At 70.2% G+C, this 18,602-nt stretch carries 17 protein-coding genes, 2 pseudogenes and 1 riboswitch; of the genes and pseudogenes, 7 read left to right on the top strand and 12 right to left on the bottom strand.

Annotation, left to right across the window (positions count from 1 at the left end):
- Positions 1–88 precede the first annotated feature (88 nt).
- The 4 genes from A7D27_RS21740 to A7D27_RS21755 form a co-directional block, all read right to left on the bottom strand.
- Positions 89–1,015 carry an NAD-dependent epimerase/dehydratase family protein gene (locus A7D27_RS21740; RefSeq protein WP_069561529.1) on the bottom strand — a complete coding sequence of 309 codons (927 nt, stop codon included), beginning with the start codon at positions 1,013–1,015 and terminating at the stop codon, positions 89–91.
- Complete coding sequence (locus A7D27_RS21745) at positions 1,008–1,892, bottom strand: sugar nucleotide-binding protein (RefSeq protein WP_069561530.1); 885 nt, start codon at positions 1,890–1,892, stop codon at positions 1,008–1,010. The genes A7D27_RS21740 and A7D27_RS21745 overlap by 8 nt, the downstream gene beginning before the upstream one ends.
- A gap of 202 nt (positions 1,893–2,094) precedes the next feature.
- Positions 2,095–2,847, bottom strand: a complete 753-nt coding sequence (gene cobM / locus A7D27_RS21750) for a precorrin-4 C(11)-methyltransferase (RefSeq protein WP_069566058.1) — start codon at positions 2,845–2,847, stop codon at positions 2,095–2,097.
- Positions 2,844–3,284, bottom strand: coding sequence for a cobalamin biosynthesis protein (locus A7D27_RS21755; protein WP_069566059.1), 441 nt, complete (start codon positions 3,282–3,284; stop codon positions 2,844–2,846). Before A7D27_RS21755 ends, cobM begins: the two co-directional genes overlap by 4 nt.
- Positions 3,285–3,382: 98 nt before the next feature.
- Positions 3,383–3,577, top strand: a riboswitch (cobalamin riboswitch).
- 90 nt (positions 3,578–3,667) lie between these two features.
- Here A7D27_RS21755 and cobW point away from each other — a divergent pair.
- Together cobW and cobN are read left to right on the top strand one after the other, a co-directional pair.
- Positions 3,668–4,720 carry a cobalamin biosynthesis protein CobW gene (gene cobW, locus A7D27_RS21760; RefSeq protein WP_069566060.1) on the top strand — a complete coding sequence of 351 codons (1,053 nt, stop codon included), beginning with the start codon at positions 3,668–3,670 and terminating at the stop codon, positions 4,718–4,720.
- Between the two features lie 61 nt (positions 4,721–4,781).
- Positions 4,782–8,516 (top strand): cobaltochelatase subunit CobN, encoded by a 3,735-nt coding sequence (cobN, locus tag A7D27_RS21765; RefSeq protein WP_069566061.1) that lies wholly within the window; start codon positions 4,782–4,784, stop codon positions 8,514–8,516.
- A gap of 4 nt (positions 8,517–8,520) precedes the next feature.
- Here cobN and A7D27_RS21770 read toward each other — a convergent pair whose 3' ends face one another.
- On the bottom strand, positions 8,521–9,420 hold the full coding sequence (locus A7D27_RS21770) for a YihY/virulence factor BrkB family protein (protein ID WP_083265733.1): 900 nt from the start codon (positions 9,418–9,420) through the stop codon (positions 8,521–8,523).
- Positions 9,421–9,653: 233 nt separating this feature from the next.
- Between A7D27_RS21770 and A7D27_RS21775 the strand changes: the two genes are divergently transcribed.
- Positions 9,654–10,130 carry an LEA type 2 family protein gene (locus A7D27_RS21775; RefSeq protein ID WP_240920493.1) on the top strand — a complete coding sequence of 159 codons (477 nt, stop codon included), beginning with the start codon at positions 9,654–9,656 and terminating at the stop codon, positions 10,128–10,130.
- A gap of 103 nt (positions 10,131–10,233) precedes the next feature.
- Here A7D27_RS21775 and cysC read toward each other — a convergent pair whose 3' ends face one another.
- Complete coding sequence (cysC, locus tag A7D27_RS21780) at positions 10,234–10,842, bottom strand: adenylyl-sulfate kinase (RefSeq protein ID WP_044402573.1); 609 nt, start codon at positions 10,840–10,842, stop codon at positions 10,234–10,236.
- Positions 10,829–11,476: pseudogene (locus tag A7D27_RS21785) on the bottom strand (sulfotransferase family 2 domain-containing protein). Before A7D27_RS21785 ends, cysC begins: the two are co-directional and overlap by 14 nt.
- Positions 11,477–11,727: 251 nt before the next feature.
- Between A7D27_RS21785 and A7D27_RS21790 the strand changes: the two are divergent.
- Positions 11,728–12,069: a zinc ribbon domain-containing protein YjdM gene (locus A7D27_RS21790; RefSeq protein WP_069561537.1), complete on the top strand. Its 342-nt coding sequence runs from the start codon at positions 11,728–11,730 to the stop codon at positions 12,067–12,069.
- Between the two features lie 51 nt (positions 12,070–12,120).
- Here A7D27_RS21790 and A7D27_RS21795 read toward each other — a convergent pair whose 3' ends face one another.
- Positions 12,121–13,212 carry a 3-deoxy-7-phosphoheptulonate synthase gene (locus A7D27_RS21795; RefSeq protein ID WP_069566063.1) on the bottom strand — a complete coding sequence of 364 codons (1,092 nt, stop codon included), beginning with the start codon at positions 13,210–13,212 and terminating at the stop codon, positions 12,121–12,123.
- Between the two features lie 513 nt (positions 13,213–13,725).
- Here A7D27_RS21795 and A7D27_RS21800 point away from each other — a divergent pair.
- The 3 genes and pseudogenes from A7D27_RS21800 to A7D27_RS21810 all read left to right on the top strand — a co-directional run.
- Entirely contained in the window at positions 13,726–14,733 is a 1,008-nt protein-coding gene (locus tag A7D27_RS21800) for an ATP-binding protein (protein ID WP_069566064.1), read from the top strand.
- The gene (locus A7D27_RS21805) at positions 14,658–15,386 is read left to right on the top strand and encodes a VWA domain-containing protein (RefSeq protein ID WP_083265734.1); all 729 of its coding nucleotides are present in this window, start codon (positions 14,658–14,660) and stop codon (positions 15,384–15,386) included. Before A7D27_RS21800 ends, A7D27_RS21805 begins: the two co-directional genes overlap by 76 nt.
- A 528-nt stretch (positions 15,387–15,914) precedes the next feature.
- Positions 15,915–16,139 (top strand): annotated as a pseudogene (locus A7D27_RS21810) (MFS transporter); the annotation flags it as partial.
- Between the two features lie 127 nt (positions 16,140–16,266).
- Here the strand turns inward: A7D27_RS21810 and A7D27_RS21815 are convergent.
- The 4 genes from A7D27_RS21815 to cbiT all read right to left on the bottom strand — a co-directional run.
- Positions 16,267–16,512, bottom strand: a complete 246-nt coding sequence (locus A7D27_RS21815) for a type II toxin-antitoxin system CcdA family antitoxin (protein WP_069566066.1) — start codon at positions 16,510–16,512, stop codon at positions 16,267–16,269.
- Positions 16,513–16,544: 32 nt separating this feature from the next.
- Positions 16,545–17,252, bottom strand: coding sequence for a ferredoxin (locus A7D27_RS21820; RefSeq protein WP_069566067.1), 708 nt, complete (start codon positions 17,250–17,252; stop codon positions 16,545–16,547).
- Entirely contained in the window at positions 17,249–17,980 is a 732-nt protein-coding gene (locus A7D27_RS21825; protein WP_069566068.1) for a cobalt-precorrin-6A reductase, read from the bottom strand. The genes A7D27_RS21820 and A7D27_RS21825 overlap by 4 nt, the downstream gene beginning before the upstream one ends.
- Positions 17,977–18,602 (bottom strand): precorrin-6Y C5,15-methyltransferase (decarboxylating) subunit CbiT (gene cbiT, locus A7D27_RS21830; RefSeq protein WP_069566071.1); only part of this gene is annotated, 626 nt, incomplete at its 5' end. The genes cbiT and A7D27_RS21825, both read right to left, overlap by 4 nt.

Consider the following 18,602-nt stretch of genomic DNA (forward strand, 5'->3'; position numbering starts at 1 on the left):
GTTTGGGCTGCGTTCCCGGGCTGAAGCCCGGGCTACGGCGAGCGGAAAGAAGAAAGGCGCCCGGAGGCGCCTTTCTCGTGGAGCGTGCTCAGCGGCCGAGCAGTTCGGCCAGCCCCTTGGCCAGGGGCGTCGGCTCGGGGAAGTCGAAGCGGGCCAGCAGGCGCCGGTTGTCGGCCAGGGAATGGCGGATGTCCCCCGCACGCGCGGGCGCATGGCGAATCTCCGGCAGCACGCCCACCACCTCGCCGATGGCCGCCAGCAACTGGTTGAGGCTGGTGGACTGGCGCAGGCCGACGTTCACCGCCCCCGCCTCCACTGCCGGCATCTCCAATGCATCGGCCAGCACCTGCACCAGGTCGCCGATGTAGAGGAAGTCACGGGTCTGCTCGCCATCGCCGAAAATGGTGATGGGCGTGCCGGCCAGCGCCCGCTCGGTGAAGATGCTGATTACCCCCGAATAGGGCGACGACGGGTCCTGGCGCGGGCCGTAGATGTTGAAGAAGCGGAAGATCGCCGGCTCCAGGCCGTGCTCGCGCCGGTAGAAGTCCAGGTAGTGCTCACTGGCCAGCTTGTCCGACGCATAGGGCGTAAGCGGCGCCTTGGTGGTGTCTTCGTCGATGGCCTGGCCTTCGCCGTTCTGGCCGTAGACCGCGGCGCTGGAGGCGAACAGCACGCGCTTCACCCCATGGGTGCGCATGGCTTCGCAGACATTCAGAGTGCCGATGAAGTTGGCCTGGTGGGTCGCCACCGGGTCATCCACCGAGGCCTGTACCGAGGCCACGGCGGCCAGGTGCGCCACCGCCTTGCAACCCGCCATGGCACGCGCAACCACTGCCGCGTCGGCCACGTCGCCCTCGATCAGTTCCAGCCGCGGGTTGTCCAGCGCCAGGTTGCCGGGCTTGCCGGTGGAAAGGTTGTCCAACACGCGCACGGCGTGTCCACGGGCCAGCAACTGGTCCGCCAGGTGCGAACCGATGAAGCCGGCGCCGCCGGTGATGAGGATGGATTCAGCCATGTCGGTAGTAACGATCCAGAAGGGCCGGCAGGGCCGCGCGCCAGGCGCGCGGCTTGATGCCGAAGGTGTGGAAGATCTTCTTGCAGGCCAGCACCGCGTGCTGCGGTTCATCCGCCGCATCGGGGCGGGCCGCATGGGCCTGCGGGGTGATGTCCTGCACCTTCAGCGGGTGCAGGGCGCGCGCTTCGGTGAGCACTGCCTGGCCCAGGGCCAGGGTGGTGGTCGCCTCGTGGGCGCCGTAGTGGTAGGTGCCCCACAACGGCGCATCACAATCCAATTGCTTGAGCACCGCCAGCATGACCCGCGCGGCATCGTCGGCCGGCGTCGGGTTGCCACGGCGGTCGTCCGCCAGGCAGATCTCGTCGTCACGCCCGGCGCGGACCAGGAAGCGGCCCAGGATGCCTTCGCGGCTGTCGTCCAGCAGCCAGCCGAAGCGCAGCAACACATGACGCGGGCACAGGGCACGGACGCACTGCTCGATACGCCAGAGGGACTGGCCACGCAGGCTCAGGGGAATGGTCTCGTCCTTCTCGCTGTAAGCCGTAGCGCGGGCGCCATCGAAGACCCGGTAGCTGGAGGGCTGCAGCAGCACGATGTTGTGGTGCTGGCACAGCTCGGCAAGGCGCTCCACTGACCGCTCCTGGGCCGCGAAGCGCTCAGCGCTCACCTCTTCGGCCTGGAACCAGTCGAAGTAGTAGGCGAGGTTCACCACCGCGTCGGGGCGGGTGTCGTCGAGCAACTGCGTCAGGCTGGCGGCATCCCACCCCTGCTCGGGCGGGCGCGGGGCGAGAAACCCCACATCATCCTCGGCACCCAGGCGAATCAGCGCCTGTCCAAGGGCATTGCCACCGCCCAGCAGCATCAAGCGCATTCGCATAGGGAGTCAGGTCGCTCAAGGCCGAAGTCATACGGACGGGCCGGCCAAAGGCCGGAAAGGCTGCATTCTGCGGGTTTCACAGCGGTACGTCACTACGGGCCCGCCGAAAAGCCCAGGTGGAGCGGGCTCGCAGGGCGAGCACAGCCGAGAAAGCCACCGTCAACACCCAGCGATATGAAGCGATGCTCGCTCGGCTCCGCCGTCACTCGCCCGGCCGGTACAGGTGCGCATGCCCGGCGCGGTACAGCGACGAGTCGGCAAAGCCCTCGGCCGCCAGCACCTCCCCCACCAGGATCAGCGCCGTCCGGCGGAAGTCCGCAGCCCGCACCTTCTCGGCGATGTCGGCAAGGGTGCCGGTGACCTGGGCCTGGTCCGGCCAACTGGCGCGGTGGATCACCGCCACCGGGCAGGCCGGCCCGTAGTGCGGCAACAGTTCGGCGACGATCGCCTCCATCCGGCTCACCCCCAGGTGGATCGCCAGGGTCGCCCGGTGACGGGCCAGGTCCCCCAGGGACTCGCCCTCGGGCATCCGCGTCTTGCTCGCGTGGCGGGTGAGGATCAGCGTCTGCGACACCTCCGGCAGCGTCAGCTCGCAGCCCAGCAGTGCCGCGCAGGCCGCCGTGGCGGTGACGCCCGGCACGATCTCGTAGGGAATGCCGCGCTCGCGCAGGTGGCGGATCTGCTCGCCGATGGCGCCATACAGCGACGGATCGCCCGAATGCACCCGCGCCACGTCCTGGCCCCGGGCATGGGCCTCGGCCAGCAGCGCAACGATCTGCTCCAGGTGCAGCTCGGCGGTGTTCACCACCTGCTGCGCCTGGTGCCCCTCCAGCACTGCCTCCGGCACCAGCGAACCGGCATAGAGGATCACCGGGCAACGGCGGATCAGCCGCTGCCCCTTTACCGTGATGAGTTCCGGATCGCCCGGACCGGCGCCAATGAAATAGACCGTCATGGCCGTTCAGCCTCCAGGTGGATGCAGGCCAGCGCGCAGGTCGCGCGGGCACTGCGGCGTTTATCGAGCAGCAGGTGCGAAGGCCCCTGCCCCAGCCGATCGGCCAGCGCCAGTGCCGCCGCCTCGGCCACCCCCGCACTGCCGGCCAGGGCGCGGACCCGCTCGGACGGCTGGCTCAGGCGCGCCTCCAGGGCGTTCAGCGCCGCGGGGGAAACGCCCTGCAACGGCAGGTTGCGCTCCGCCGCCAGCGCCTGCAGGCCCGGCTCCAGGGCGCGGTCCTCGCGGGTCGCCAACGCCGCCAGGCGCGCTGGCGGCATCCCGGCCTCGGCCAGGCAGGCATCCAGCAAGGCCCCCAGCTCCGCCGCCGTGCAGCCCTGGCGGCAGCCGAAACCGGCCACCAGCGAAGGCGGCGTCAGGGAAGGAGCAGCGGGGTTCATGGCGTGGCAGGTGACCGGGCGGGAAAAATCCGCGCAAGGACAGCACGGGCCCGACGAGGCGTCAACCAACGCGATTGACCGCCGCCCGGGCCCTGCGTAGCCTTCCGTCCTTTCGAGGTTCTCCAGCGAGCGCTGGAGCTAAGAGGGAACGTGGTCCAAGCCACGGCTGCCCCCGCAACTGTAAGCAGCTGATGCCCTGTCCACAGCCACTGCCCACGGGCGGGAAGGCGGACCCGGCGGCGCCCCGCGCCAGGCTGCGAGCCAGGAGACCTGCCTCGGCGAATTTCCAGACAACCGGGCGGGGTGATCCGGTGGCGAATACCTCCAGTGGGCCCGGCCCGCTGCATTCGTCATGCCCGCCACAGAGCACCTGAGAGGCGCGCATGAAAACCCTGGCCAAGCTCCCCGTCACCATCGTCACCGGCTTCCTCGGTGCCGGTAAGACCACCCTCCTCCGCCACATGCTGGACAACGCCCAGGGTCGCCGCATCGCGGTGATCGTCAACGAATTCGGCGAACTGGGCATCGACGGCGACATCCTCAAGCAATGCAGCATCGGCTGCAGCGAAGAAGAGGCCGTGGGCCGCGTCTTCGAACTGGCCAACGGCTGCCTGTGCTGCACCGTGCAGGAAGAGTTCTTCCCGGTCATGCGCGAGCTGGTGGCCCGCCGTGGCGACCTCGACCAGATCCTCATCGAGACCTCCGGCCTGGCCCTGCCCAAGCCCCTGGTGCAGGCCTTCCAGTGGCCCGAGATCCGCAACGCCTGCACCGTGGACGCGGTGATCACCGTGGTCGACAGCCCCGCCGTGGCCGCCGGCACCTTCGCCGCCTTCCCCGACCAGGTGGACGAGCAGCGCAAGCAGGACCCGAACCTCGACCACGAATCGCCCCTGCACGAACTCTTCGAAGACCAGTTGGCCAGCGCCGACCTGGTGATCCTCAACAAGACCGACCTGCTGGATGCCGACACCCTGGCCGCCGTGCGCGCCGAAGTCAGCGAAGAACTGCCGCCGGCGGTGAAGGTGGTCGAGGCCGCCTCCGGCAAGCTGCCGCTGGACGTGCTGCTGGGCCTGAATGCCGAAGCCGAGCTGCACATCGACAGCCGCCCCACCCACCACGATCACGAAGAACACGAGGACCACGACCACGACGAGTTCGACTCCTTCCACGTCGACCTCCCGGAAGTGGACGAGCGCGCCCTGCTCGCGGCCCTCGGCCAACTGGTGGAGCGCCACGCCATCCTGCGCATCAAGGGCTTCGTCGCCGTCACCGGCAAGCCCATGCGCCTGCTGGTGCAGGGCGTCGGCAAGCGCTTCGACAAGCACTTCGACCGCGCCTGGCGCAGCGACGAACCCCGCGCCACCCGCCTGGTGGTGATCGGCCAGGAGCTGGACCAGGCCACCATCGCCAACGAACTGCGCACCGCCCTGGCGTAACCGCCGAACCGGCGCCTCTCCCCCGGGAGAGGCGCCGCTCCACCGAGCCGAGGCCCGAGCCATGCACCTCTTGCGCACCCAGCCCGGCGGCTTCGTCCCCGACGACGGCATCGCCCACCTGGCCCAGACGCCCGCCGAGCTGGTGATCCTGTGCAGCGGCGACTCGCACCTGGCGCTGCTGGCCGAAGCCGCCCGCGCGCTGCCGGAGGACTACCCGAGCCTGCGCCTGGCCAACCCCATGCAACTGCAGAACCACGCCTCGGTGGACCTCTACGTCGACGAGGTGCTGCAGCACGCCAAGGTCATCCTCATCTCCGTACACGGCGGCGTCGGCTACTGGCGCTACGGCATCGAGCAACTGGTGGCGCTGGCCGAACGCGGCGCCACGCTGATCCTGGTGCCCGGCGACGACCGCCCCGACCCCGAGCTGGCGCGGCTCTGCACCGTTCCCGCAGAAGACGCCGAGCGCTACTGGCACTACCTGCGCCAGGGCGGGCTGGACAATGCCCGGCAGTTGTTCGCCTGCCTCGCCAGCCGCTGCCTGGGCCACGCGATGCCCTGGGAGGAGCCCAGGGCGCTGCCCCGCGTCGCGGTCTACCACCCGCGCCAGCCCAACGCCGGGCTCGCCCACTGGCGCGCCGACTGGCAACCCGACCAGCCAGTGGTGGCGCTGGTGTTCTACCGCACCCACCTGCAGGCGGCGAACACCGGCTTCCTCGACACCTTCTGCGAACGCCTCGCCGCCCAGGGCCTCAACCCGCTGCCCATCGCCGTGGCCAGCCTCAAGGAGGCCGCCTGCCTGGCCACCCTCGAAGACTGGCTGGACGAGGCCGGCGTCGAGCTGATCATCAACACCACCGGCTTCGCCCAGTCCTCGCCGGAGACCCCCAGCCTGCGCCCGTTCCGCCGCGATGTACCGGTGTTCCAGGCCATCTGCAGCCTGGACAACCAGCCCCAGTGGGAGGCCAACGCCCAGGGCCTGGGCCCCCGTGACCTGGCCATGCACGTCGCCCTGCCGGAACTGGACGGCCGCCTCATCACCCGCGCCATCAGCTTCAAGGGCCTGGCCTGGCGCAGCGAGCGCAGCCAGAGCGACGTGGTCTGCTACCTGCCCCATGTCGAGCGCATGGACTTCGTCGCCGAACTGGCGCGGCGCTGGCTGCTGCTGGCACGCAAGAGCAACGCCGACAAGCGCGTGGCGCTGATCCTCGCCAACTACCCCACCCGTGACGGCCGCATCGGCAACGGCGTGGGCCTGGACACCCCGGCCGGCGCGCTGAACATCCTCCGCGCCCTGGAAGCCCAGGGTTACCCCGTGGCCGGCCTGCCGGAGAGCGGCACGGCGCTTATCCACAGCCTGCTGGGCGGCGTCAGCAACGACCTCGACAACCTCGACGCCCGCCCCTGCGCCCAGAGCCTGGCCCTGGACGACTACCTCGCCTGCTTCGCCCGCCTGCCCCAGGCCAACCAGCAGGCCGTGCGCGAGCGTTGGGGCGAGCCGCAGCAGGACCCGATGTTCCGCAGCGGACGGATGATGATCGCCGGCCTGCGCTTCGGCCTCGCCTTCGTCGGCATCCAGCCGGCGCGGGGCTACCAACTCGACCCGGCGGCCATCTACCACGACCCGTCGCTGGTGCCGCCCCACGGCTACCTGGCGTTCTACTTCTGGCTGCGCGAAGTGTTCGGCGCCGACGCGCTGGTTCACGTCGGCAAGCACGGCAACCTCGAATGGCTGCCCGGCAAGGGCGTCGGCCTGTCCGCCGAATGCTGGCCGGATGCGGTGATGGGGCCGCTGCCGAACATCTACCCCTTCATCGTCAACGACCCCGGCGAAGGCGCCCAGGCCAAGCGCCGTGCCCAGGCGGTGATCATCGACCACCTGATGCCGCCGCTGACCCGCGCCGAAACCTACGGCCCGCTGCGCGACCTCGAGCGCCTGGCCGACGAGTACTACGACGCCTCCCTGCTCGATCCGCGCCGGGCCGTGCAACTGCGCGGCGAAATCCTCGAACTGGTCAGGGCCACCGCCCTCGACCGCGAGCTGGGGCTCAGCCTCAACGACGACGCCGACAGCTGGCTGCCGCAGCTCGACGCCTACCTCTGCGACCTCAAGGAATCGCAGATCCGCGATGGCCTGCACGTGTTCGGCGAATCCCCCGTGGCGGGCCTGCGCGACGACACCCTGCTGTCCCTGGTGCGCATCCCCCGCGCCGACGGCAAGGGCGGCAACGCCAGCCTGCTGCGCGCCCTCGCCCGCGACCTGGCGCTCGACCGCGACCCGCTCGACCTGGCCTGGGCCGAACCCTGGGAAGGCCCGCGCCCTGCTGTGCTCGACGGCATCAGCGACGCGCCCTGGCGCAGCAACGGCGACACCCGCGAGCGCCTGGAACTGCTGGCCCGCCAGCTGATCGCCAACCCGGCCGCCGAAGCCATCGGCCCCGCCAGCGACGCGGTGCTCGATACCCTGCGCCGGTACATCGCCCCCGCCCTGGACGCCTGTGGCGCGGCGGAAATCGGCGGCGTGCTGGCCGCCCTCGACGGGCGCTTCGTGCCCCCCGGCCCCAGCGGCGCCCCCAGCCGCGGGCGCCTCGACGTACTGCCCACCGGGCGCAATTTCTTCACCGTGGACGTGCGCAACCTGCCCACGCCCACCGCCTGGCGCCTGGGCTTCCAGTCCGCCAGCCTGCTGCTGGAGCGCCACCTGCAAGACGAAGGCGACCACCTGCGCCAGCTCGGCCTGTCCGTCTGGGGCACCGCCACCATGCGCACCGGCGGCGACGACATCGCCCAGGCCATGGCCCTGCTGGGCGTGCGCCCGGTGTGGCAGGCCGGCAGCCAGCGCGTGGAGGACTTCGAGATCCTCCCGCTGTCGTTGCTGGACCGCCCGCGCGTGGACGTGACGCTGCGGGTCTCGGGCTTCTTCCGCGACGCCTTCGCCAACCTCATCCGCCTGTTCGACGCCGCCGTGCAGGCCGTGGCCGAGCTGGACGAGCCCGACGACCTCAACCCCCTCGCCGCCCGCGTGCGCCAGGACCGCGCCCGCCTGGAGGGCGAAGGCCTGCCTGCCGAGGCCGCACGCCGCGAAGCCGGCTGGCGGGTGTTCGGCGCCCAGCCCGGCGCCTACGGCGCGGGCGTGCAAGGGGTGATCGAAGCCCGCACCTGGGAAACCCGCACCGACCTGGCCGAGGCCTACCTCAACTGGGGCGGCTACGCCTACGGCGCCAGCGATGCCGGCACCCCGGCCCGGCAACGCTTCGGCGAGCGCCTGGAAGGACTGCAGGCGGTGCTGCAGAACCAGGACAACCGCGAACACGACATCCTCGATTCCAACGACTACTACCAGTTCCAGGGCGGCATGCTCGCCACCGCCGAGACCCTGCGCGGCCAGACGGTCGCCAGCTACCACGGCGACCACAGCCAGCCGGACCTGCCGCGCATCCGCACCCTGCGGGAGGAACTGGGCCGGGTGGTGCGTGCCCGCGCCGCCAATCCCAAGTGGATCGCCGGCATGAAGCGCCACGGCTACAAGGGCGCCTTCGAACTGGCCGCCACGGTGGATTACCTGTTCGCCTTCGACGCCACCACCCAACTGGTGGACGACCACCAGTACGCCCTGCTGGCCGACGCCTACCTGCTGGATGCCGACACCCGCGCCTTCCTCCAGCAGCACAACCCCGAGTCCCTGCGTGACATCACCGAACGCCTGCTGGAAGCCCAGCAACGCGGCCTGTGGGAAGAACCGGGGGATTACCGCGAGGCCCTCGAAGACCTGCTGCTGGACATCGAGGAACAGTGACGGCTCAGCCCTGCGCCACGCTGCCGTCTTCCCCCGGCCGGCGTTCGCCGGGGTTCTTGCCCTCGCGGGAGTGGTGCTCGATCACCGCGTTCAGCTCCGCCCCCAGCAGCAGCACCGCCGCCGACAGGTAGAGGTACAGCAGAAGGAGGATGATGGCGCCGATGCTGCCGTACATGGCGTTATAGGTGGCGAAGTGCTGGGCGTAGTAGCTGAAGCCGAACGAGGCCAGCAGCCAGGCCAGCACCGCCAGCACCGAACCGGGGGTGATGAAGCGGAACGCCTGCTTCACGTCCGGCAGCAGGTAATAGAGGGTCGCCACCACCGCCATCATCAACAGGATCGCGGCCGGAATGCGCAGCCAGTTCCACAGCATCACCACCGCCTCCTCGATGCCCACCCGCTGCGCCAGCCAGCCCATGGCCTGCGGCCCGGTGATCATCAAGCCCGCCGCCGCCAGCAGGAAGGCCGCCACCCCCAGGGTGTAGAGCACCGAGAGCGGAATGCGCTTCCAGGCCGGGCGGCTCTCCACCACGTCGTAGACCCGATTCATCGCATCCATGCTCGAACGCACCGCCGACGAGGCGGACCACAGCGCCACCACCGCCCCCAGGGAGAACAGCCCGGGCTTCTGCGTCTGCAACTGCTCGATGGCCGGGCGCACCAGGTCCATCGCCTCCACCGGGAGCACCAGCGCCGCCTGGGTCTGCAACCAATCGAAGAAGGTCGGCAGGTGCAGGAAGCCGATCAGCGCGATCAGCAACAGCAGGAACGGGAACAGGGAAAAGAACATCTGGAAGGCCAGCGCCGAGGCATAGGTCGGCAGCTCATCGTCGATGAACGCTTTGACGGTGCTGACCAGCAGGGTGCGCGCTGTGACGCCCTTCAGGCCCAGGTAGCGGATCATGGCTCGGCTCGCTCTAGTTCCTTGGCAAGGCAATGGACGGCGCAGCGGAGACAGGAGTTCAGGGGGATTTTCCGACCGGCGGTCAGCCCGCAGCCGTCGGCCCTGGGGCACGGCATCCCGGCGGGTCGCGGCGTTGCACCGCGCTGCGCCTGGCAGCCGGTGGGGAATGATCGGCAGCACGACCGGTCTGTACACACAGCTCCCGTTATCGATGGACCGCCCCGATGCACACGATCCGCCACCCCCTCCACGTGTTGCTCTGCACCCTGCTCCTGCTGGCGCTCTCGGGCTGCGCCAACCTGGCCCCACGGGACCCGGTGCGCATCGACCTGGTGGGCATGGAGCCGGTCCCCGGCCAGGGGCTGGAGATGCGCTTCGTGGTGAAGCTGCGGGTGCAGAACCCCAACGACACGCCCATCCGCTACAACGGCATCGCCCTGGACCTGGACATCAACAACCAGCCGCTGGCCAGCGGCGTCTCCGATCAGGCCGGGGAAATCCCCCGCTTCAGCGAAACCGTGGTGAGCGTGCCGGTGACCATCTCGGCCTTCTCCGCCCTGCGCCAGGCCTGGGGCGCCACCACCAGCCGCAACACCCGCGCCGGCATCCCCTACAGCGTGCGCGGCAAGCTCGGCGGCGGGTTCTGGGGCACCGTGCGTTTCAACGACAGCGGCGTGCTGAACCTGGCCGAACCGGTGCAGGTGTATTGAGCGGCTGGGTAGCTGGAAGCACAGGCTGGGTGGCGCCGAACAGCGCCCCATGGAGCGAGATGGCCGGCGAGACCAAACGGCCCCGCCAGGAACGACCGAGCGCCTAACGCCCCAGCGCCAGGTCCACCAGTAGCTCCAGCGCCTGCGGCACCTCCACCTCCTCGGTGTCGATCACGCATTCGGCGTCCAGCGGCGGCTCGTAGGGGCTGTCGAGCCCGGTGAAGTTGCGGATGCGCCCTTCCTGCGCGGCCTTGTACAGGCCCTTCGGGTCGCGCCGGGCACAGGCCTCGAAGGAGGTGCTGACGTACACGCAGTGGAACTCGCCCAACTGGAACAGCGCCCGCGCCGCCTCGCGGTCGGCGCGGAACGGCGAGATGGCGGAGACGATCACCACCAGCCCGGCATCCACCATCAGCCGGGCCACCTCGGCGATGCGGCGGATGTTCTCGCGGCGCGAGGCATCGTCCATGCCCAGGTCACGGCAGAGCCCGTTGCGCACGTTGTCGCCGTCCAGCACGAAGGTGTGCAGGCCACGGGCATTCAGCTCCATTTCCAGGGCGTTGGCCAGGGTCGACTTGCCGGCGCCGGAAAGGCCGGTCAGCCAGATGCAGCAGGGGCGCTGATGCTTGATCGCAGCGCGCGCGGACTTGGACAGGGCCAGGTTGTAGGGGCGGATCCACGCCGGTACGGCGGAGGAATCAGGACTGGGCATAGCCGAGCATCTCGTAGTCGCGTTGATAGGCCCGTCGCACCAGGCGGCGGGTTCGAGCGGTACAGAACTGCCTCACCGGCGCCGCCTGGCGCTCGCATGAGACGTTGGCACGGGGCAGGTCGGCCTGAACCCCGGGCCACTGGCAGAGACGGTGGAAATCATGCGCCATGTTTTCCTGGCGGCCAATCAAATCCACGGCCAGTTGCCCGAGCGAATCGACCAGGAAATCAGTCTGCGGCGCAAAGTGTAGCTGGCGGTGGAGATTGTCCAGGTGCAGCCCGCGGGCGACGAACTCGTCGAAGTCGCGAAAGCTCTGCACCAGGCGCTGAGCCCCGGCATAGCGGGCGGCGGCGGGTTGCCCCGCACGAGCAGACCCGCTCCAGCGGGTCACGCACGAAGGTGAGCTTGAAGCCCGCGGCGCACTGCTCCGGGAACTGCCGCTCGTACCCGTACAGCGGCAGGTGGCCGGGGTACCAGCCATCGAACAGGCTGACGCAAACGCTGCTGCCGGCGCACTTGGGCACATGAACGAACAGGCAGGCGCGCTGCTGGAACGGTTCGGGAAACGCGAGGTTGGCCGACATCACCTTGTTCACGGCCTGGCGGCCTCCACCACCGCGAGGCGGCCCAGCAGAACTGCAGCATCGGGTGGCCGTGGCGATACGGGGTCTCATGCCCCGCGGTTGAGGTCGCGCCACATCCCTGTACGCAAGAGCAGTCGCGCGCCCTGCGAAAACCTTATCAACCGCGATGCCACGGCTTATGCCCACTTGGTAAAGCGTGTCAGCAAACCGATACAACCCCCGGCCACCACAGCCACCGCCAATCCGCGGCTAAAACCCTATACACTATGCGGCCTTTTTCGTGCCACACAGTGAGTACCCCGTGAGCAACCTGCCACCCTGCCCCAAGTGCAATTCCGAATACACCTACGAAGACGGCGCGCTGCTGATCTGCCCCGAATGCGCCTACGAATGGTCCGCCGAGGCCAGCGAAGCCGTCGCTGAAGAAGGCCGCGTGATCAAGGATTCGGTCGGCAATGTGCTGCAGGACGGCGACACCATCACCGTGATCAAGGACCTGAAGGTCAAGGGGTCGTCCCTGGTGGTGAAAGTGGGCACCAAGGTGAAGGGCATCCGCCTGGTGGACGGCGACCACGACATCGATTGCAAGATCGACGGCATCGGCGCCATGAAGCTCAAGTCGGAGTTCGTGCGCAAGGTCTGACCCCCGCACCTCCGCGTCACGGGCGCACCCTCGCGGTGCGCCCGGCTCGGTTCAACCGCGCAGGCGCGCGGCCGCCTCCAGCAGCATCCGCTGCGTCCCCTCCCAGCCCAGGCAGCCATCGGTGATGGACACGCCGTAGCGCAGCTCGCACGACAGCGACTGGGCACCGTCGAACAGATGACTCTCGATCATCACCCCGCGCAGGGCGTCCTGGCCGGCCAGGCGCTGGTCGATCACGTCCGCCAGCACCGCCGGCTGGCGCAGCGGGTCCTTGCCACTGTTGGCGTGGCTGCAGTCCACCAGAATGCGCGGCGCGATCCCCAGTTTCTCCAGCCCTTCGCGGGCCGCCTGCACGCTGGCGGCATCATGGTTCGGGCCTTTGTGGCCACCGCGCAGCACCAAGTGGGTGTCCGGGTTGCCGGCGGTTTCCACCAGCGCCGGGCGACCCTGGGCATCGAGGCCGAAGTGCTGGTGGGCGTGGGCAGCCGAGCGCATGGCATCGGTGGCGATGCCGAGGCTGCCGTCGGTGCCGTTCTTGAAGCCCACCGGCAGGTCCAGGCCGCTGACCATCTCGCGGTGGATCTGCGACTCGCTGGTACGCGCGCCGATGGCCGCCCAGCTCAGGGCGTCGTCCAGGTAGCCGGCCACCAGCGGCTGCAGCAGCTCGGTGGCCACCGGCAGGCCGAGCCCGGCGATCTCCAGCATCAGCCGGCGGCTCAGGGCCAGGCCCTCGGCCATGTCGCCGCTGCCGTCCAGGTGCGGGTCGTACACCAGGCCCTTCCAGCCGACGGTGGTGCGCGGCTTCTCGACGTAGGCACGCATCACCAGCAGCAACTGGTCGCTCACCAGCGGGGCCAGGGCCGCCAGGCGGCGGGCGTAGTCCAGAGCGGCCTCCGGGTCGTGGATCGAGCAGGGGCCGACCACCACCAGCAGGCGCGAATCCTCGCCATCCAGCACGGCGCGCACGGCTTCGCGCTGGGCCTGGATCTGGCGGGCCAGTTCGACGGACAGCGGCAAGCGGCGGCGCAGCTCGGCGGGGGTGGGCAGGGGGCGGGTGGTGCGGGTGGACGATGCCGGCGCATCCAGGGCAACGACGTGCAGGGGCTGGGCGGCGGTGGACAGGGCGGAAACGGACGAATTCATGGCTGGGTTCCTCGGCCGGCGCGGCAGATCCGCGCGCGGCGCACTAACTGGGTGTTCGACTTGTCGGTGTGGGGGTGCGGGTGGAGCGGCTAAATCGCCAGTCGGTGCGGTAATAGCGATGGGTGCGGTAACTGATCATGGTGCGATCCTCGGTAACGTCGTGGTGGTCTTGTGGACCGTCGGAAAACAAAAACCCCCGGTCGGGTTGCCGACCGGGGGTTTCGTGGAGCTTTGGCGGCGACCCTGCTGGAGTGGGCCGCCTGATGGGTATCAGGTCAGCCCGTGGCTAAACCAATACCCGTAGAAATAGCCGGTCGCAGCGGCCACGCGCGCGCCTGCCACGGCCAGGGCCGGAGCAGCGATGAGCGAAGTGGACGGACGGTGCGACATGACGATCTCCAAAGCGAATGCTGGCTAACCTACTGCATCCCGAGGCGCCGTTCAATCACGGATTTCTATCGGCTGCATCGGCCTTTCGCTACCATGCGCGGCATCTCTGAGCAGGAACCCCCCATGTCCGAACCTGGCCACTATCCCCTCAGCGCCGTGGTCGGCGCCGACACGTTGAAGCTCGCGCTCTACCTCGCCGCCATCGACCCCGCCATCGGCGGCGTGCTGATCGAAGGCCCGCGCGGCATGGCCAAGTCCACCCTGGCCCGGGGCATCGCCGACCTGCTGCCGCGCGGCATCTTCGTCACCCTGCCCCTGGGCGCCAGCGAGGACCGCATCGTCGGCACCCTGGACCTGGACGCCGCCCTCGGCGAAGGCCGCGCGCGCTTCTCCCCCGGCCTGCTGGCCCGCGCCCACGAGGGCGTGCTCTACGTGGACGAAGTGAACCTGCTGCCGGACCACCTGGTGGACCTGCTGCTGGACGTCGCCGCCAGCGGCACCAACCGCGTCGAGCGGGACGGCCTGTCCCACGCCCACCCGGCGCGCTTCGTGCTGATCGGCACCATGAACCCCGAAGAAGGCGAACTGCGCCCGCAACTGCTGGACCGCTTCGGCCTCAAGGTCAGCCTCGACCACGCCCCGGCTCCGGCCGAACGCGCCGAGATCATCCGCCGTCGCCTGGCCTTCGACGCCGACCCGGCCGCCTTCATCGCCCGCTGGAGCGCTGACCAGCAGACCCTGGCCCACCGCTGCCAGGACGCCCGCGAACGCCTCGCCGCCATCCCGCTGGACGACCACGCCCTGGACGCCATCGCCCAGCGCTGCTTCGACGCCGGTGTCGACGGCCTGCGCGCCGACCTGGTCTGGCTGCGCGCCGCCCGCGCCCACACCGCCTGGCGCGGCGCGACCGCCATCGCCCCCGAGGACATCGACGCCGTGGAGCACTTCGCCCTCGCCCACCGTCGCCACCACGCAGCGCCGCCGGCCGCACAGCCACCCCGCGAAGCGCCTGGCCAGCCCCCTCGCCCCCAGCAGGACGCCAGCGGCGAAGGCCAATGGGGCGAACTGCCCGCCCAACCCACACCCACCGGGGAACGCAGGGCCCTGCCCGCCTGGCCAAAAAAGCCCTGAGCACCCGCCCGCGCCACGCCAAGGGGACGGGTGCCAAGCCCCGGCCAGGGCGCCTCGGCCAAGGCCGCAGCGGCGCCCGCAGCCCCGGCCAGGAGGGCGCCATCGCCTGGCTGCCGACCCTGCTGCGCGGCCGCCCGCGCCGGGCCGAGGATCTCATCCGTACACCCCGCAGCCGCGCACCGGAACAGCTCTGGCTGGTGATCGTCGACGCCTCCGCCTCCACCCGCCGCCACGGCGCCCTGTCCCGTGCCAAGGGGCTGCTGGCCCAGCTCTTCGATGACGCCTACCGCGCACGCGCACGCCTCGCCGTGCTCGCCGCCAGCGGTCGTCAGGCCCAGTGGCATTGGCAGGGCCGCAAGGCCGACGCCCGCCTGCAGCCCTGGCTGCAGGGCCTCGGAGCCGGCGGCGGCACGCCCCTGCCCGACGCCCTGGCCCAGGCCGCGCGCTGGCTCGCCACACGCCAGCGGCAACGGCCCGGCGAAGAGCAGCGCGTGCTGATCCTCACCGACGGCCGCCTCAAGGACCTGCCAGCCCTGCACCCCCTGGGCTGCACCACCCTGCTGGTGGACATCGAATCCGGCCCCATCCGCCTCGGCCGCGCCCGCCAGCTCGCCACCCTCCTCGAAGCCGAGTACCAGGCGCTGGCGGATTGATCCATCAGGGGTACACGGATTGAGACACCGCCCGTAGGGTGGGCTTCAGCCCACCAACTCGTAGCCCGGGCTTCAGCCCGGGACCGGGGTTATCCCCAAGGCCATGTGCCCGGAACTGGTGGATGGAAAGAGCGCCATCCCCCCTACGCACCCTCACACCCCGTAGGGTGGATCGCGCTCCATCGATCCACCTTTCGTTGCACGGACCTCATCCCAGGACCGGGGTTATCCCCAAGGCCATGTGCCCGGAATTGGTGGATGGAAAGAGCGCCATCCCCCCTACGCACCCTCACGCCCCGTAGGGTGGATCGCGCTCCATCGATCCACCTTTCGTTGCACGGTCTTCATCCCGGGATCGGGTTTACCCCCAAAGCCGGAGTGCCCAGAACGGGTGGATGGAAAAGCGCCATGCACCCCACGCGAGCCCCACTCACGACCACACGACCTCGTCCATCAACCGCCTGGTGGAGCCACAAGGCGCGCGTGCCCGTGTTAGGGTCCACCCCTTTTTCCCGTTCGGAAGCGCCCATGACCCACGCCGTGCCCTGTGCCGACAGCCCTGCCACCCGTCTGGCCACGCGCCTGGCGTTCTTCGTCTCCGGTTTCGGTATGGCCTGCTGGGCGCCGCTGGTGCCCTATGCGAAGGCGCGCCCGGGCATCGGCGAAGCGATGCTGGGGCTGTTGCTGCTGTGCCTGGGTGTCGGCTCGATGCTGTCGATGCCGGTGGCCGGTGTGCTGGCGGGGCGGGGTGGGCCGGCACTGGTGGGCTTCGTCGCCCAGGGGCTGGGACTGGTGACGGCCTTCGTGATCCTCGGGGTGCTGATGCTCTCGGCCCCGCTGACGGCGCGCGGGTTCGTGCGCTGAGCGGGAACTGCCTGCATCAGAAGCGCCTCAACCCGTCACTGAAGACGCCATCGTTTTCCACGTGCTGGTTGTAGGCCGCAATGGCCTCGCCGTTTTCCGCCAGCCAAGCCTCACGCTGGCGCGCCCGCAAAACCTCGACCAGGGCCTGCTCCAAGGTCGCAGACAGGTTGATGCCGAGCGCTCGGGCTTTTCCCAGGAGGTCGCCGTTGACGCCGAAGCAGACAGGTTTCTTCGGAGCCCGAGGGTCATACAGGACAGGCATGGGTTTACCTCCATGAGCGCGTGCGCAGGCACTCACCCCTTCATCAACAATTCCGGCACCGCCCGCTCTTCGACGATGCGCGCCTGCACCCAGCGCAGCACCTGCTCTTCGCTCTCCAGGCGGTACCACTCGCCTTCGGGGTAGAGGCTGGCGGTGGGGCCGAGGTCGCAGGGGTATTGGCACTGGGTACGGGTGATGTGCACGCCGCCTGCGCATTCCAGCTTGCCGGCGGCCTTGAGGGTCTCCCGCAGCTTTTTCCACAGCGGCAGCGCGCCCCGGCGGGTGCAGCGCGGGCCGTTGCACAGCAGCAGGCGCCGGGCATGGGGCGGAATGCAGGACCAGGCGTGGCTCTCCGGCAACGCCGGCACCTCGGCGCAGGCCAGGTGCAGTTCGGTACGCGCCACCAGGGCGCAGGCGGCGCCGGCCGGGTCGCTGTCGTACTGGCCCAGCAGGCTGGCGATGAACAGTTGCTCCGGGGCCGGGTACTGGCCGAGTTCGCTGCGCAGCCAGTCCAGGTGCGGCGGCGTGCTCTGCGGGTCGAGGTCGATCACCAGCAGCGGGCGCGGGCTGGCCTGTACGGCCTCGCGCAGGGCGTCGAGGCCGGCGCCGGTGTCGATCACATCGGCCAACGCGGCCTCGCCCCGCAGGGCGACCAGTTGGCGGCGGAACAGCTCGGCGAAGACGCCCTCGGCGAGGTCGGGCCCGGCGAACAGCACGCGGGCGTAAACAGTGGCGGTCATGGTGTGTCCAGGTAGGGGCCGAGGGCCTGCCAGAGGGCCTCGACCGAGTCGAATTCGCGGGTCACCGGCGGCAATGCCGGGCGCTTGAGAATGAGCACCGGCAGGCCGCGCTCGCGGGCCACCTGCAACTTGGGCTCGGTGGACTGGCTGCCGCTGTTCTTGCTGATCAGCACGTCGGTGCCGAGGCGCTCGAACAGCGCACGCTCCTCGTCCAGATGGAATGGCCCGCGCGAGCCGATCACCTCGAAGCGCTCGCCGGGCGCCTGCCCCTGCAGGCAGCGCACCGTCCAGTGCTGGTGCTCGGGCACGCTGTGCAGGTGCTCCAACGGCTCGCGGCCGAGGGTGAAGAAGGGTCGGCGGAACGGCGCCAGCGCGGCCATCAGGCCGGCCCAGTCGTCCACCTCGCGCCAATCGTCACCGGGGCCGGCCTGCCAGCCGGGGCGGCGCAGCGCCCAGCAGGGCACCCCGGCCAGTTCGGCGGCGCGGGCGGCGTTGTGGCTGATCTGCGCGGCATAGGGGTGGGTGGCGTCCAGCAGCAGGTCGATGCCTTCCTCGCGAAGGTACTGCGCCAGCCCGTCCGCCCCGCCGAAGCCGCCCACGCGCACCTGGCAGGCCAGGTCCTGGGGCACCTTGCCGAGACCGGCGAGGCTGTAGACATGGGTGGGGCCGAGGCGACGGGCCAGGGCCAGGGCCTCGGTCACGCCGCCCAGCAGCAGGAGGCGGCTCATGGCTTGAATGCTTCCAGCAGGGTGATGGGCAGGGCCGAGCGCCAGGTGTCGAAGTCCCCCAGCGGCTGCGCCTGGGCGACGGCAATGCGGGTCAGGCTGCCGCCGTGCTCGGCGCGGAAGGCCACCAGGGTCGCCTCGCTCTGCAGGGTCACGGCGTTGGCCACCAGGCGACCGCCCGGCTTGAGCCGCGCCCAGCACTGCGCCAGCACGCCGGGGTCGGTGACGCCGCCGCCGATGAAGATGGCATCCGGCGCCGGCAGGCCCTCCAGCGCGGCCGGGGCTTCGCCGGCCACCAACTGCAAGCCGGGCACGCCGAGGGCGTCGCGGTTGTGCTGGATGTGCGCCTGGCGCCCGGCGTTGGCCTCGATGGCCAGGGCACGGCACGCCGGATGGGCGCGCATCCATTCGATGCCGATGGAGCCGCAGCCGGCGCCCACGTCCCACAGCAGCTCGCCGGGGCGCGGCGCCAGACGGGCCAGGGTAACGGCGCGGACATCGCGCTTGGTGAGCTGGCCATCGTGGCGGTAGGCGTCGTCGGGCAGGCCGCAGGTGACCGGCAACGCGCGGGTGCCGGGGTCGGCCGCCACCTCCACCGCCACCAGGTTGAGGTCGGCCACCGCCA

Origin of the sequence: Pseudomonas sp. 1D4, from assembly GCF_001728925.1 — a bacterium.
Lineage (GTDB): Bacteria > Pseudomonadota > Gammaproteobacteria > Pseudomonadales > Pseudomonadaceae > Metapseudomonas > Metapseudomonas otitidis.

What these genes read in the sequence shown, in the direction of transcription:
- A7D27_RS21740 (WP_069561529.1), bottom strand. Translation starts at nt 1,015, where the DNA reads ATGGCTGAATCCATCCTCATCACCGGCGGCGCCGGCTTCATCGGTTCG.
- A7D27_RS21745 (WP_069561530.1), bottom strand. Translation starts at nt 1,892, where the DNA reads ATGCGAATGCGCTTGATGCTGCTGGGCGGTGGCAATGCCCTTGGACAG.
- cobM (WP_069566058.1), bottom strand. Translation starts at nt 2,847, where the DNA reads ATGACGGTCTATTTCATTGGCGCCGGTCCGGGCGATCCGGAACTCATC.
- A7D27_RS21755 (WP_069566059.1), bottom strand. Translation starts at nt 3,284, where the DNA reads ATGAACCCCGCTGCTCCTTCCCTGACGCCGCCTTCGCTGGTGGCCGGT.
- cobW (WP_069566060.1), top strand. Translation starts at nt 3,668, where the DNA reads ATGAAAACCCTGGCCAAGCTCCCCGTCACCATCGTCACCGGCTTCCTC.
- cobN (WP_069566061.1), top strand. Translation starts at nt 4,782, where the DNA reads ATGCACCTCTTGCGCACCCAGCCCGGCGGCTTCGTCCCCGACGACGGC.
- A7D27_RS21770 (WP_083265733.1), bottom strand. Translation starts at nt 9,420, where the DNA reads ATGATCCGCTACCTGGGCCTGAAGGGCGTCACAGCGCGCACCCTGCTG.
- cysC (WP_044402573.1), bottom strand. Translation starts at nt 10,842, where the DNA reads ATGCCCAGTCCTGATTCCTCCGCCGTACCGGCGTGGATCCGCCCCTAC.
- A7D27_RS21795 (WP_069566063.1), bottom strand. Translation starts at nt 13,212, where the DNA reads ATGAATTCGTCCGTTTCCGCCCTGTCCACCGCCGCCCAGCCCCTGCAC.
- A7D27_RS21800 (WP_069566064.1), top strand. Translation starts at nt 13,726, where the DNA reads ATGTCCGAACCTGGCCACTATCCCCTCAGCGCCGTGGTCGGCGCCGAC.
- A7D27_RS21805 (WP_083265734.1), top strand. Translation starts at nt 14,658, where the DNA reads ATGGGGCGAACTGCCCGCCCAACCCACACCCACCGGGGAACGCAGGGC.
- A7D27_RS21815 (WP_069566066.1), bottom strand. Translation starts at nt 16,512, where the DNA reads ATGCCTGTCCTGTATGACCCTCGGGCTCCGAAGAAACCTGTCTGCTTC.
- A7D27_RS21820 (WP_069566067.1), bottom strand. Translation starts at nt 17,252, where the DNA reads ATGACCGCCACTGTTTACGCCCGCGTGCTGTTCGCCGGGCCCGACCTC.
- A7D27_RS21825 (WP_069566068.1), bottom strand. Translation starts at nt 17,980, where the DNA reads ATGAGCCGCCTCCTGCTGCTGGGCGGCGTGACCGAGGCCCTGGCCCTG.